The 13,511-nt window shown below is 38.3% G+C and carries 12 protein-coding genes; 8 read left to right on the top strand and 4 right to left on the bottom strand.

Features of this window, described 5'->3' with window-relative positions; all coding sequences use genetic code 11:
• The first annotated feature begins 1 nt into the window (after position 1).
• Entirely contained in the window at positions 2 to 1,018 is a 1,017-nt protein-coding gene (locus AC6H22_RS02390) for a YeiH family protein (RefSeq protein WP_005626051.1), read from the top strand.
• A 91-nt stretch (positions 1,019 to 1,109) separates the two neighbouring features.
• Here AC6H22_RS02390 and truA read toward each other — a convergent pair whose 3' ends face one another.
• Positions 1,110 to 1,919 carry a tRNA pseudouridine(38-40) synthase TruA gene (gene truA / locus AC6H22_RS02385; protein WP_005626049.1) on the bottom strand — a complete coding sequence of 270 codons (810 nt, stop codon included), beginning with the start codon at positions 1,917 to 1,919 and terminating at the stop codon, positions 1,110 to 1,112.
• Between the two features lie 234 nt (positions 1,920 to 2,153).
• Here truA and fbp point away from each other — a divergent pair, with 234 nt between their 5' ends.
• A complete protein-coding gene (gene fbp, locus AC6H22_RS02380; protein WP_046953018.1) occupies positions 2,154 to 3,155 on the top strand; it encodes a class 1 fructose-bisphosphatase in 1,002 nt (333 codons plus the stop codon).
• 84 nt (positions 3,156 to 3,239) lie between these two features.
• Here the strand turns inward: fbp and AC6H22_RS02375 are convergent, their stop codons facing one another.
• The 3 genes from AC6H22_RS02375 to rsmI form a co-directional block, all read right to left on the bottom strand.
• On the bottom strand, positions 3,240 to 3,791 hold the full coding sequence (locus AC6H22_RS02375; protein ID WP_005626045.1) for an NlpC/P60 family protein: 552 nt from the start codon (positions 3,789 to 3,791) through the stop codon (positions 3,240 to 3,242).
• Positions 3,792 to 3,913: 122 nt separating this feature from the next.
• Complete coding sequence (tldD, locus tag AC6H22_RS02370) at positions 3,914 to 5,362, bottom strand: metalloprotease TldD (protein WP_118816810.1); 1,449 nt, start codon at positions 5,360 to 5,362, stop codon at positions 3,914 to 3,916.
• A gap of 102 nt (positions 5,363 to 5,464) precedes the next feature.
• Positions 5,465 to 6,316 (bottom strand): 16S rRNA (cytidine(1402)-2'-O)-methyltransferase, encoded by an 852-nt coding sequence (gene rsmI, locus AC6H22_RS02365; RefSeq protein WP_046953016.1) that lies wholly within the window; start codon positions 6,314 to 6,316, stop codon positions 5,465 to 5,467.
• 71 nt (positions 6,317 to 6,387) lie between these two features.
• On the opposite strand from rsmI, the gene AC6H22_RS02360 reads away from it, so the two are divergent.
• The 6 genes from AC6H22_RS02360 (at position 6,388) to nrdB (ending at position 13,453) form a co-directional block, all read left to right on the top strand.
• On the top strand, positions 6,388 to 8,115 hold the full coding sequence (locus AC6H22_RS02360; RefSeq protein ID WP_005628471.1) for a penicillin-binding protein activator: 1,728 nt from the start codon (positions 6,388 to 6,390) through the stop codon (positions 8,113 to 8,115).
• Positions 8,115 to 8,474 carry a YraN family protein gene (locus AC6H22_RS02355; protein ID WP_118816809.1) on the top strand — a complete coding sequence of 120 codons (360 nt, stop codon included), beginning with the start codon at positions 8,115 to 8,117 and terminating at the stop codon, positions 8,472 to 8,474. Before AC6H22_RS02360 ends, AC6H22_RS02355 begins: the two co-directional genes overlap by 1 nt.
• Before the next feature lie 12 nt (positions 8,475 to 8,486).
• Positions 8,487 to 9,071 (top strand): D-sedoheptulose-7-phosphate isomerase, encoded by a 585-nt coding sequence (locus tag AC6H22_RS02350; protein ID WP_032825706.1) that lies wholly within the window; start codon positions 8,487 to 8,489, stop codon positions 9,069 to 9,071.
• A gap of 56 nt (positions 9,072 to 9,127) precedes the next feature.
• Positions 9,128 to 9,709 (top strand): division/outer membrane stress-associated lipid-binding lipoprotein, encoded by a 582-nt coding sequence (dolP, locus tag AC6H22_RS02345; protein WP_005628465.1) that lies wholly within the window; start codon positions 9,128 to 9,130, stop codon positions 9,707 to 9,709.
• A gap of 245 nt (positions 9,710 to 9,954) precedes the next feature.
• Positions 9,955 to 12,225: a class 1a ribonucleoside-diphosphate reductase subunit alpha gene (gene nrdA, locus AC6H22_RS02340; RefSeq protein ID WP_005628463.1), complete on the top strand. Its 2,271-nt coding sequence runs from the start codon at positions 9,955 to 9,957 to the stop codon at positions 12,223 to 12,225.
• Positions 12,226 to 12,322: 97 nt separating this feature from the next.
• Positions 12,323 to 13,453, top strand: a complete 1,131-nt coding sequence (nrdB, locus tag AC6H22_RS02335; RefSeq protein WP_065249677.1) for a class Ia ribonucleoside-diphosphate reductase subunit beta — start codon at positions 12,323 to 12,325, stop codon at positions 13,451 to 13,453.
• Positions 13,454 to 13,511 lie beyond the last annotated feature (58 nt).

Genomic DNA, 13,511 nt, shown 5'->3' with positions numbered 1-13,511 from the left:
AATGAACTCTCGTCCCTTTTATTTCGGACTTATATTTATCGCGATTATCGCTGTACTTGCTAGCTACTTAGGGAGTACCGACTTTTCTCATCACTATCATATCAGTGCCTTAATTATTGCCATCTTGCTGGGAATGGCAATCGGCAATACCATTTACCCGCAATTTTCTGCACAAGTGGAAAAAGGTGTATTATTTGCGAAAGGTCCTCTTCTTCGCACAGGCATTGTGCTGTATGGTTTTCGACTCACCTTTGGCGATATCGCAGATGTTGGATTAAATGCTGTTGTCACTGATGCGATTATGCTGGTTTCAACCTTTTTTCTTACCGCACTTTTGGGTATTCGTTATCTAAAAATGGATAAACAATTGGTTTATCTCACTGGGGCTGGATGTAGTATTTGTGGTGCAGCAGCGGTAATGGCAGCAGAACCTGTTACCAAAGCAGAATCTCATAAAGTTTCAGTGGCGATTGCCGTAGTGGTCATTTTCGGGACGCTTTCTATTTTTACTTATCCATTTTTCTACACTTGGTCACAAAATTTAATTAACGCTCATCAATTCGGTATTTATGTTGGCTCTAGCGTGCATGAAGTGGCTCAAGTTTACGCGATAGGGGGAAATATAGATCCTATCGTAGCGAATACCGCCGTCATTACCAAAATGATCCGAGTGATGATGCTCGCACCATTTTTATTAATGCTTTCTTGGTTATTAACACGTAGTAATGGGGTATCAGAAAATACATCACACAGAATTACAATTCCTTGGTTTGCTGTACTTTTTATTGGCGTTGCCATTTTTAATTCTTTTGATTTATTACCAAAAGAACTCGCGAAATTATTAGTTGAAATCGATTCTTTCTTATTAATTTCAGCAATGGCTGCGCTTGGCTTAACTACGCAAGCAAGCGCAATAAAAAAGGCAGGACTAAAACCTCTGATTTTAGGGATACTGATTTATTTATGGCTAGTGATTGGGGGATTTTTAGTGAACTATGGAATATCAAAATTAATATAAAATTCACTTAAGATTGACCGCACTTTTAAAGTGCGGTCTTTTTTATGAAGAATATTTTCAGATATGCTTATTTAAAGGATTAAATTACGCTCTATTTCAAAGTACGATTTAATAAACCATCCTCTAAAAATAAAGGACCAATTGGACGTTTAGGAATATCAAACTTTTGCGGATAAATCACATCAACCAAATACAATCCATCGGGTTTTGCTGTTGGTGCGGCAAGCTGACGATTTTTCTGCTCAAGTAGCCATTGCATCCATTCAATCGGCTTATTTCCAGCACCGACCTCAATCAAACTTCCCACAATATTGCGCACCATATGATGCACAAAAGCATTCGCTTGAATATCAACAATAATATATTTTCCAATACGAGACACATTCAAATGATGCACATTACGCCAAGGGGTATGGGACTGACATTGTGCAGCGCGGAAAGAGGAAAAATCATGTTCTCCTAATAAACATTGCCCTGCCTGATGCATTTTTTCGGCATCTAAATCTAAATGACAATGAGTCATTCCTCCCGCTAAAATCGCAGAGCGTAATTTATTACAATAAAAAATATAGCGATAACGGCGTGCTGTTGCAGAAAATCTCGCATGGAATTCATCATCGACTTGTTTTGCCCAACTCACTGCAATGTCATCAGGTAAATGAGCATTAGTACCAAAAGCCCAAGCCTTCTCTGGACGAACCGAATTCGTTTCAAAATGAACAACCTGCCCCGTTCCACTCACACCAGAATCCGTTCTGCCAGCACAAAATATTTCAATTTTTTCATTCGCAATACAAGAAAGCGCCTTTTCTAATTCTTCTTGTACACTGCGGACTTTTTCTTGTCTCTGCCAACCATAATAATTTTGCCCGTTATACTCAATGCCTAATGCGATTTTCATTTTTTACCTTTTGGCTTAATAAAGTGCGGTTATGGTAGCTCAAGTTTATTTGGAGCGCAAATTCACAAAATCACTCCAGAATTTATTAACAAATAAGTGATAGCTTCCAAAAATTACAGCAATAAATGTGACATTTTTGTGATAAAGATCTCATTCTGATAATCTATCATTAGAGTTTACACTCCAAATTACCTATAATTAATCAACATATTATGAAAAACTAAAAGGAAAATTATGAAAACATTGAGTGAATTTATTGTTGAACGCCAGGCAGAATACCCAAATGCAAAAGGAGAATTGAGTGGTATTTTGTCGTCAATTCGTCTTTTAGCGAAAATTATTCACCGAGATATTAATAAAGCAGGCTTAACAAATATTCTCGGCCAATCAGGTGTTGAAAACGTACAAGGCGAAAGTCAAATGAAACTTGATTTATTCGCTCATAACACGATGAAAGCGGCATTAATGGCGCGTGAAGAAGTGGCTGGTTTTGCATCTGAAGAAGAAGAAAGTTTTATCGCGTTTGATACGGAACGTGGACGCAATGCCAAATACATTATTTTAACGGATCCCCTTGATGGTTCTTCGAATATTGATGTAAACGTATCCGTCGGTACAATTTTCTCTATTTACCGTCGCGTATCTCCAATTGGCACGCCAGTCACCTTAGAAGATTTCTTACAACCAGGGAATAAACAAGTTGCTGCAGGTTATATTGTTTACGGCTCATCAACTATGTTGGTATATACCACTGGTCATGGGGTTAATGGTTTTACTTATGATCCATCAATCGGTACATTCTGTCTGTCGCATGAAAATATGCAAATGCCAAAAACTGGCCGTATTTATTCCATCAATGAAGGACAATACCTCAAATTCCCACAAGGTGTGAAAAAATATATTAAATATTGCCAAGAAGAAGATAAAGCGACCAATCGCCCTTACGCCTCTCGCTATATTGGTTCACTTGTAGCAGACTTTCACCGCAACTTATTAAAAGGCGGCATTTATATTTACCCAAGTGCAACTAACTATCCAAATGGCAAACTTCGTTTATTATATGAAGGCAATCCAATTGCATTTTTAGCGGAGCAAGCTGGTGGTGTAGCAACAGATGGTTATCGTCGAATTTTAGATATCGAACCAACCGCACTTCATGAACGAGTTCCATTATTTGTTGGTTCACAAGATATGGTGAAAAAAGCGCAAGAAATGATGGAAGAATTCAAAGAATAATAAAAATCTCCTCGATTAAAAGAGGAGATTTTTATCAATAAACTGATCAAAAAAACCGAACTTAATGTTCGGTTTTCTTTTTCATTATATGATACGGCGCGATTGAGTGTAAGTTCTAGCCCAATATTCTTCATCAAGGGAACTTATCGTCACACCTTGCCCTGTACTTGCATGCATAAATTGGTTGTTACCAATATAAACACCGACATGGTTATTTCTACGGAAGAAAACTAAATCGCCTTTTTTCAACTCTGATTTACTAATTTGTTTACCTAAATAGCGCTGTTCAGCCGTAGAACGCGGCAATTCAATACCAAATGCTTCAGAAAAAGTTGTTTGCATAAATGCAGAACAATCAATACCATGTTTAGTTGTACCGCCCATACGATAACGAGTGCCTACCCATTCATTATAAACACCAGCTAAAGCCTTATCACCCATCAATGCAGATGAACGGTTTGTTCTCACTTTGTGGAAAATCCCTGAACGATTACCTTTTTCTAAATTACTAATCAAACCGGTTAATTGAGCATCATCACTTTCTGAAATAACTTGATGATTTGCCGTTCGAGGACCATTAGAACAAGCGGTTGCAAGCGTCGCTAAACCGATAATAACTAAAATTCTTTTCAACATAATTTAAAATAATTAAAAGATATAAAAATACAATTTTACCCGAGACTATCAAAATTTGAATGAAATTGCCAGTAAAAATCCAATTTTAATGGAATTTTTGTGATCTTTTACGCAATTTTGGTTTAATTTGTACCACCTACGGTAATTTCATCAATTTTTAGTGCTGGCTGTCCAACACCAACTGGCACACTTTGCCCTTCTTTACCACAAACTCCGATACCTAAATCAAGTTCTGATTTATCTGCAACCATAGAAATCTTTTGCATCACTTCAATGCCACTGCCAATTAAAGTTGCGCCCTTCACAGGTTTCGTAATTTTTCCTTTTTCAATTAAATAAGCTTCTGAAGTAGAAAATACAAATTTACCAGACGTAATATCCACTTGCCCACCACCAAAGTGCGGTGCATAAATGCCCTGTTCTACAGAAGCAATCAAATCATCAAACTGACTTTGGCCAGCAAGCATATAAGTGTTAGTCATTCTAGGCATTGGTAAATGAGCATAAGACTCACGTCGTCCATTCCCCGTTGGCGCCACGCCCATCAAACGAGCATTCATTTTATCTTGCATATAACCTTGCAAGATCCCATCTTTGATGAGTACATTGCACTGGCTTGGCACACCTTCATCATCAATAGTTAATGAACCTCGACGATTTTCAATCGTGCCATCATCCACAATCGTACATAACGGTGAAGTCACTTGTTCTCCAATCTTGCCTGTGAAAAGTGAACTTTCTTTACGATTAAAATCCCCTTCTAAACCGTGACCTACCGCTTCGTGTAACAACACGCCTGGCCAACCAGCACCTAATACAACTGGCATTAATCCAGCAGGTGCCGCAATTGCGCTAAGATTTACTAAAGCTTGACGAACCGCTTCTTTAGCAAATCGAACTGCTCGAATATCGCCATCAACAACTTCAAAGAACCAATCTAAACCGAAACGCCCACCAGAACCACAACTGCCTCGTTCACGTTTGCCATTTTCTTCTACTAACACAGAAATAGATAAGCGAACTAAAGGACGAATATCTGCGGCTAGCGTACCATCCGTCGCCATGACTAATACTTCTTCATAAACGGAACTAAGGCTTGCTGATACGCGGGTTACGCGATGGTCTTCCGCGCGTGCTGTACGATCAACTAAATGTAATAGCTCAATTTTTTTCTCTTTAGTCAAACTTTCCAAAGGATTAATCGCTGCATAACGAGCAATCGGATTTACAACATTAAAAGCAGATGGCGAAATCAAATTCCCCTGTTTGACTTGCGCGATCCCCTTTACAGCCTCCGCACATTGCTGCAAAGAGGCGAGATTAATTTGATCCGCATAAGCAAAACCTGTTTTATCACCAGAAACTGCTCGCACGCCAACACCACGATCAATATGAAAACCGCCTTCTTTTATAATGCCATCTTCCAATACCCAACTTTCATCTTGGCTAAGTTGAAAATACAAATCAGCATAGTCAATATTACGATGCGACATCATATCGAAAATATTGAGCAATGCTTTAGTTGAAAGATTACTTGGTGTCAGTAATGTATTTGAAACTTGGTTTAACATATTTTTTCCAGTCTAAAAGTAAATATCTTGTAAGAGCTTGTGTCCGTTTGGTGCAACAGCACAGATTAACATCAGATGAATAAAGTGCGGTTAATTTTGAGGTTATTTTTCCAAATGCGCTAATCCAAATTGGTACAAAGCATTCTTCTTATAACCATACAACTCAGCAACAATAGCCGCCGCTTTTTTTAGCGGTAATTCTTCTGCAATTAATTCAAGCGCTTTCACTGCTTGTGGAGAAATTTCATCGTTATTGTCAGATTTTGGTTTGCCTTCCACAATCAAAACCATCTCGCCTTTTGTACGATTGGGGTCTTCTAAAAGCCATTCTCGTAAATTTTTAATCGTATTACCCGTAATCGTTTCCCAAGTTTTAGTAATTTCACGGGCTAACACAATATATCGTTCTTCCCCTAACACCGATTGCATATCTTCTAATGTATCTAAAATACGGTGAGTGGATTCATAAAAAATTAAAGTGCGGTCTTCTTCTGCGATATTTTCTAATTTATCTTTGCGAGCTTTACTTTTCGCAGGTAAAAAGCCTTCAAAACAAAATCTATCAGAAGCAATCCCCGATGCGCAAAGTGCGGTAATTGCCGCACATGCTCCAGGCAAAGGAACAACGCGAATGCCAGCTTCACGGCATTGGCGTACTAAATGAAAACCAGGATCACTAATTAATGGCGTCCCCGCATCAGAAATCAAAGCAATATTGCTACCTTGCTTGAGTTTTTCCACCAAAATATGGGCTTTTTCTTGTTCATTGTGATCATGCAAAGCAAAAAAGGGCTTTTTGATACCGTAATGACTTAATAAAAGACCACTATGACGGGTATCTTCTGCTGCAATTAAATCCACTTGCGCAAAAGTATCTAAAGCACGATGGGTAATATCCTGTAAATTGCCAATCGGTGTGGCAACAATGTATAAAATTCCGGTTAAATCAGTCATTTTTGTTTGCTTTTAAGTTATGAGATAAGTAAGATCTGCCACAATTATTGTCTGTTCATGATGGAGCAAGAATGTCTATTCTATTACAAGGCGGACGTTTTAAAAAACGTTTAATGCCAATTTTATTGTCAATGGCCTTAGCTGGCTGTTCAAATCTACTTGGCAGCAGTTTTACGCAAACTTTACAACAAGATGCGAATGCAAGTTCTGAATTTTATATGAATAAATTAGGACAAGCACAAGAACTTGAAGATCAACAAACCTATAAATTGCTCGCGGCTCGCGTGTTAATCAGTGAAAATAAAGTTGAACAATCAGAAGCTTTATTAAGTGAATTAGGTGAATTAAATGATGCGCAAAAATTAGATCGTGCATTAATTGAAGCGAGAATTTCTGCTGCAAAAAATGCTAATGAAGTCGCTCAAAATCAATTACGTGCATTGGATTTAAATAAATTAAGCCCGTCACAAAAATCTCGTTATTACGAAACCTTAGCTATTGTTGCTGAAAACCGTAAAGACATCATTGAAGCCGTAAAAGCGCGGGTAAAAATTGATGAGAATTTAACAGATGTACAACGTCGTCAAGATAACGTTGATAAAACTTGGGCATTATTACGTTCAGCAAATACTGGTGTAATCAATAATGCTTCAGATGAAGGCAACGCGGCTTTAGGTGGTTGGTTAACGTTAATCAAAACCTACAATGATTATATTCGTCAACCAGTTCAATTAAGCCAAGCATTGCAAAGTTGGAAAAATGCTTACCCAAATCATGCAGCCGCAACGTTATTCCCAAAAGAATTGCTTACATTGCTTAATTTCCAACAAACGAATGTGTCACAAATTGGTTTACTATTGCCATTAAGTGGTGACGGACAAATTCTTGGTACAACCATTCAATCGGGTTTCAACGACGCGAAAGGTAACTCAACCATTCCAGTGCAAGTATTTGATACCTCAATGAGTTCTGTACAAGATATCATTGCACAAGCAAAACAAGCGGGGATTAAAACGTTAGTGGGTCCATTACTAAAACAAAATCTTGATGTAATTTTAGCGGATCCTGCACAAATTCAAGGTATGGATGTGCTTGCATTAAATGCAACACCAAATTCTCGTGCAATTGGTCAACTTTGCTATTATGGACTTTCACCAGAAGATGAAGCAGAATCCGCTGCAAATAAAATGTGGAATGATGGAATTCGTAGTCCACTCGTCGCCATGCCGCAAAATGATTTAGGACAACGAGTAGGTAATGCATTTAATGTACGTTGGCAACAATTAGCGGGCACAGATGCGAATATTCGTTACTATAATTTACCGGCGGATGTCACTTATTTCCTTCAAGAAAATGGTTCAAATTCAACCGCACTTTACGTGGTCGCTAATCCAGATGAATTGGTTGAAATGAAAGGTTATTTAACGAATAGCGCACCAAATTTACGTATTTATGCAAGCTCACGCTCAAGCTCCAATACAGCAAGTAGCAATCCTGAGTTTGTCGCTCAAATGAATGGTGTTCAATTTAGTGATATTCCATTTTTTAAAGAAACCAATTCACCACAATATCAAAAACTAGCCAAAACAACTGGCGGTGAATATCAATTAATGCGTTTATACGCAATGGGTGCTGATGCTTGGTTACTCATCAATCAATTTAATGAATTGCGCCAAGTTCCAGGATATCGCTTAAGTGGTTTAACCGGTATTTTAAGTGCGGGTACAAATTGTAATGTTGAACGCGATATGACTTGGTATCAATATCAAGATGGTGCAGTTGTACCGGTCGCAAACTAATGTTTTCTTTAAAACGTCAACAAGGGGCGAGCTTTGAGCATCAAGCTCGCCTTTTTTTAGAATCAAAAGGCTTAAAATTTATTGCAGCTAATCAAAATTTCAAATGTGGTGAACTTGATCTTATTATGAGTGACAAAGAAACCATCGTTTTTGTTGAAGTTCGCCAGCGTTCTAATAATACCTTTGGCTCGGCAATAGAAAGCGTAGATTGGCAAAAACAACAAAAATGGTTGGATGCTGCAAATTTATGGCTAATGAAACAAAATATGAGTTTAGAAGACGCCGATTGTCGTTTTGACTTAATCGCCTTTGGCAAAACGCCCCAAGATATTCAATGGATTCCTAATTTTCTCGATTAATGGCTTTTTATGATGTTACAAAAAGTAAAAGATATTTATAGCGAAAGTATTCAAATTCAAATTGCTGCGTCTAGCATACTTTCGGAAAATATTGCTAACGCCACCCAAATGGTGATGCAATGTTTACTTGGTGGCAATAAAGTGATCGCTTGTGGCATCTCGCGTTCTTATGCCAATGCACAGTTTCTCGTATCTAACTTGCTTAATCGATACGATTTAGCAAGACCGAGTTTTCCCTCTGTTCTATTAAGTTTAGAAAGTGCGGTGGGTTCTTCTCTTGTTTTTGAACACTCGCCTGAAGAATTGTATTGTCACCAATTTAATGCCGTTGCCAAACCGGGCGACTTACTTATCGCTTTTGCACCTTTGGGAACAGAGAAAATCGTGCTAAACACTATTTCTCATGCAGTAAATAAAGAAGTTAATGTCATTGCACTCACTGGCTCTAATAACGATGCAATTCAAGGAATTTTAGCTGATAGTGATTTAGAAATATCGATTCCGGCAACCAAAGAAAGTCGAGTCCTAGAAAACCATCTTTTTGTTATCAATGCCCTTTGTGAATTAGTTGACCATACCTTGTTCCCAAGTGCTTGACAGCAAAATAAATCAATTTCAAACTAGCAGTAATTTAATCTCAAAAGGAGTTAATTATGACATTATCCCCGTTAAAAAAACTGGCTATTGTGCTTAGCACAACATTCTTTTTACAAGGCTGTATCGTTGCGGCTCTTGGTGGTGGCGCTGCAGCAGCTAAAGTAGGTACCGATCCTCGAACTGCTGGTACACAAGTAGATGACGAAACACTCGAATTCAAAGTAGAAAATGCCGTTGAAAAAGATGCTCAAATTAAAACTGAAGGTCGTGTAAATGCCGTGTCTTACAATGGTCGAGTACTTTTAATCGGTCAAGTGCCTAATAGTGGTGTAAAAGACACTGCCGCAGATCTTGCAAAAGGCGTTGAAGGTGTCAATGACATTTATAACGAACTGACTGTTGGCCCGAAAATCTCTTTTGCACAAATTAGCAAAGACAGTTGGATTACTACGCAAGTCAAATCAAAAATGTTAGTCGATGGTCGAGTTAAAGCAACCGATGTTAAAGTTATTAGCGAAAATGGAGAAGTTTTCCTACTCGGTACAGTGACTCATGCCCAAGCTGATGCAGCCGCAGATATTGCGAGCAAAATCAGTGGCGTGAAAAAAGTAATTAAAGTTTTTAAATATCTCAACTAATCTTTAAAGTGCGGTAAAAATTCAACGAATTTCAACCGCACTTTTCTCATTTTTACAAGTAAAAAATTTGATTTTTTTGCTCTTTCTAAAAAACCATTTATTTTTAAATAAGTTACCTATTGTCAATAATTCAAGCAAAAAATTTATTGCTTGATCTCAAGCAAAAAACACATTACCTTGTGCGTGATTTTATTACAAACACTATATCTTGTGTTTAACATCGCCATAATAACAAGGGTCGTACAATGAATAAAAGCTTAATGGTAACCAAGCGTGATGGCACGCAGGAACAAATCAATCTTGATAAAATCCACCGTGTTATTACATGGGCAGCAGAAGGTCTAGACAATGTGTCTGTTTCCCAAGTTGAGCTTCGCTCACACATTCAATTTTATGAAGGCATTCGTACTTCAGACATTCACGAAACTATTATTAAAGCAGCCGCAGATTTAATCAGTAAAGATACGCCTGATTATCAATTTTTAGCTGCTCGCTTAGCGATTTTCCATTTACGCAAAAAAGCCTACGGTCATTTCGATCCCCCTCGTTTATACGATCACGTCAAAAAATTAGTACGCATGGGTAAATACGATCATGCCTTATTGGATGATTACACCCGTGAAGAATGGGACACAATGGACGGATTCATCGACCATTGGCGTGATATGACGTTCTCTTATGCTGCCGTAAAACAATTAGAAGGTAAGTATTTAGTTCAAAACCGTGTGACGGGAGAAATCTACGAATCAGCACAATTCCTTTATTTACTCGTTGCCGCTAGTTTATTCTCTAAATATCCAAAAGAAACGCGTTTGGATTATGTAAAACGTTTCTACGATGCAACATCTACCTTCAAAATTTCCTTACCAACGCCAATTATGGCTGGAGTTCGCACACCAACTCGTCAGTTCAGCTCTTGCGTATTAATTCAATGTGATGACAGCTTAGATTCAATCAATGCAACCGCATCAGCTATTGTGAAATATGTTTCACAACGTGCGGGGATTGGTATTAATGCAGGTGCAATTCGTGCATTAGGTAGTGAAATTCGTGGCGGTGAAGCATTCCATACGGGTTGTATTCCATTCTATAAATATTTCCAAACCGCGGTGAAATCTTGCTCACAAGGTGGCGTTCGTGGCGGTGCGGCGACACTTTATTACCCTATTTGGCACTTAGAAGCAGAAAGCTTGCTTGTGTTAAAAAATAACCGTGGTGTAGAAGACAACCGCGTTCGTCATATGGATTATGGCGTTCAATTAAATAAATTAATGTATCAACGTTTAATTAAAGGTGGCGAGATTACTCTATTTAGTCCATCGGATGTACCTGGACTTTATGAAGCATTCTTTGCGGATCAAGATAAATTTGAAGAACTCTACGTAAAATACGAACAAGATCCAACTATCCGCAAACGTACTGTCAAAGCCGTTGAGATTTTCTCTTTATTAATGCAAGAACGTGCATCAACAGGCCGTATCTACATTCAAAACGTAGACCACTGTAATACTCACTCTCCGTTTGATCCACAAGTGGCACCGGTTCGCCAATCTAACCTATGTTTAGAAATCGCGTTACCTACGAAGCCGCTTGAGCACATTAATGATGAAAATGGAGAAATCGCACTTTGTACCCTCTCTGCATTTAACTTAGGTAAGATTGAAAACTTAGATGAATTAGAAGAACTTGCCGATCTTGCAGTGCGTTCACTTGATGCATTATTAGATTATCAAGATTACCCTGTTGTGGCGGCAAAACGTAGTTCACTTGCTCGTCGTGCATTAGGTATCGGTGTCATTAACTATGCTTATTACCTTGCGAAAAATGGTGTTCGTTATTCTGATGGTTCAGCTAACGATTTAACTCATCGCACTTTTGAAGCCATTCAATATTATTTATTGAAAGCCTCTATGAACTTAGCAAAAGAGCAAGGTGCTTGCGAATACTTCAATGAAACCACTTATGCAAAAGGCATTTTACCTATTGATACCTATAAGAAAGATTTAGATGCCTTAACACAAGAGCCATTACATTATGATTGGGAAAGCTTGCGTAAAGATATTCAAGAATTTGGTTTACGTAACTCAACATTAACCGCCTTAATGCCATCGGAAACCTCATCGCAAATTTCCAATGCGACGAATGGTATCGAGCCACCACGTGGTCATGTAAGTATTAAAGCGTCAAAAGATGGCATCCTAAAACAGGTTGTACCTGAATACGAAAACTTAAGCGATAACTACGAATTACTTTGGGATATCCCAAGCAATGACGGCTACTTACACCTAGTCGGTATTATGCAAAAATTCGTAGACCAAGCGATCTCCGCCAACACCAACTACGATCCAAAACGTTTTGAAGATGGAAAAGTACCTATGAAAGTGTTGTTAAAAGATCTTTTAACCGCTTATAAATATGGCTTAAAAACCCTTTACTATCAAAACACCCGCGATGGCGCTGAAGATGCTCAAGAAGATCTTGATGACGGCTGTGCTGGTGGGGCTTGTAAAATCTAACTATTTACTTTCAAATTATTAGCGGGCTTTAGTCCGCTACTTGTAACCTATTAATTACTATTGGCAAAATTAAGGTTGCCAAAACGGGGAACAATATATGGCATACACCACTTTCTCACAAACCAAAAACGACCAATTAAAAGAACCAATGTTCTTTGGTCAAAACGTTAACGTTGCGCGTTACGATCAACAAAAATATGAGACGTTTGAAAAGCTCATTGAAAAACAACTTTCTTTCTTCTGGCGTCCGGAAGAAGTAGATGTGTCGCAAGACCGTATCGACTATGCCGCGTTACCTGAGCATGAAAAACACATTTTCATCAGTAACTTAAAATATCAAACCCTATTAGATTCTATTCAAGGCCGTAGCCCGAACGTTGCATTATTGCCGTTAGTGTCTATTCCTGAATTAGAAACTTGGATTGAGACTTGGACCTTCTCTGAAACCATCCACTCTCGCTCTTACACCCACATTATTCGTAATATCGTGAACGATCCATCTATTGTATTTGATGACATCGTGACCAACGAAGAAATCATCAAACGTGCGCGCGATATTTCTTCTTACTACGATGATTTAATCCGTGACAGCCAACTTTACAGCCTATATGGTGAAGGCACTTACACTGTAGATGGTAAAGAATGTGTGGTGACATTACGCAACTTGAAAAAACAACTTTATCTTTGCTTGATGAGTGTGAACGCACTTGAAGCGATTCGTTTTTATGTATCCTTTGCTTGCTCCTTTGCCTTTGCGGAGCGTCAATTAATGGAAGGTAATGCGAAAATCATTAAATTTATCGCACGTGATGAAGCGTTACACTTAACGGGTACGCAGCATATTTTAAATATTATGGCTGCAGGTCAAGATGATCCTGAAATGGCAGAGATTGCAGAAGAATGTAAACAAGAAGCCTATGATTTATTCTTAGCGGCTGCAGAACAAGAAAAAGACTGGGCTGATTATTTGTTCAAAGACGGTTCTATGATTGGTTTGAACAAAGACATTTTGGTGCAATACGTGGAATATATCACCAATATCCGTATGCAAGCGGTCGGTCTTCCATTGCCATTTGGTGCTCGTTCTAACCCGATTCCATGGATTAACGCATGGCTTGTTTCTGACAACGTACAAGTGGCACCACAAGAAGTGGAAGTGAGTTCTTACCTTGTTGGTCAAATTGACTCAAAAGTTGATACGAATGATTTTGGGGATTTCGATCTCTAATTAAAAACACATAAGAAAATAACCGCACTTTGGAATATTCTTTTTAAATATTTAAAGT

The organism is Haemophilus sp. THUN1690, assembly GCF_059704375.1.
Note: the sequence above shows the minus strand (reverse complement) of the source record. Positions and strands in the feature narration are given on the sequence as shown.

Coding starts and splice junctions, on each gene's coding strand:
- AC6H22_RS02390 (WP_005626051.1), top strand. CDS start 2: ATGAACTCTCGTCCCTTTTATTTCGGACTTATATTTATCGCGATTATC.
- AC6H22_RS02350 (WP_032825706.1), top strand. CDS start 8,487: ATGTTACAAAAAGTAAAAGATATTTATAGCGAAAGTATTCAAATTCAA.
- truA (WP_005626049.1), bottom strand. CDS start 1,919: ATGAAAATCGCATTAGGCATTGAGTATAACGGGCAAAATTATTATGGT.
- AC6H22_RS02375 (WP_005626045.1), bottom strand. CDS start 3,791: ATGTTGAAAAGAATTTTAGTTATTATCGGTTTAGCGACGCTTGCAACC.
- dolP (WP_005628465.1), top strand. CDS start 9,128: ATGACATTATCCCCGTTAAAAAAACTGGCTATTGTGCTTAGCACAACA.
- rsmI (WP_046953016.1), bottom strand. CDS start 6,316: ATGACTGATTTAACCGGAATTTTATACATTGTTGCCACACCGATTGGC.
- tldD (WP_118816810.1), bottom strand. CDS start 5,362: ATGTTAAACCAAGTTTCAAATACATTACTGACACCAAGTAATCTTTCA.
- fbp (WP_046953018.1), top strand. CDS start 2,154: ATGAAAACATTGAGTGAATTTATTGTTGAACGCCAGGCAGAATACCCA.
- AC6H22_RS02360 (WP_005628471.1), top strand. CDS start 6,388: ATGTCTATTCTATTACAAGGCGGACGTTTTAAAAAACGTTTAATGCCA.
- nrdA (WP_005628463.1), top strand. CDS start 9,955: ATGAATAAAAGCTTAATGGTAACCAAGCGTGATGGCACGCAGGAACAA.
- AC6H22_RS02355 (WP_118816809.1), top strand. CDS start 8,115: ATGTTTTCTTTAAAACGTCAACAAGGGGCGAGCTTTGAGCATCAAGCT.
- nrdB (WP_065249677.1), top strand. CDS start 12,323: ATGGCATACACCACTTTCTCACAAACCAAAAACGACCAATTAAAAGAA.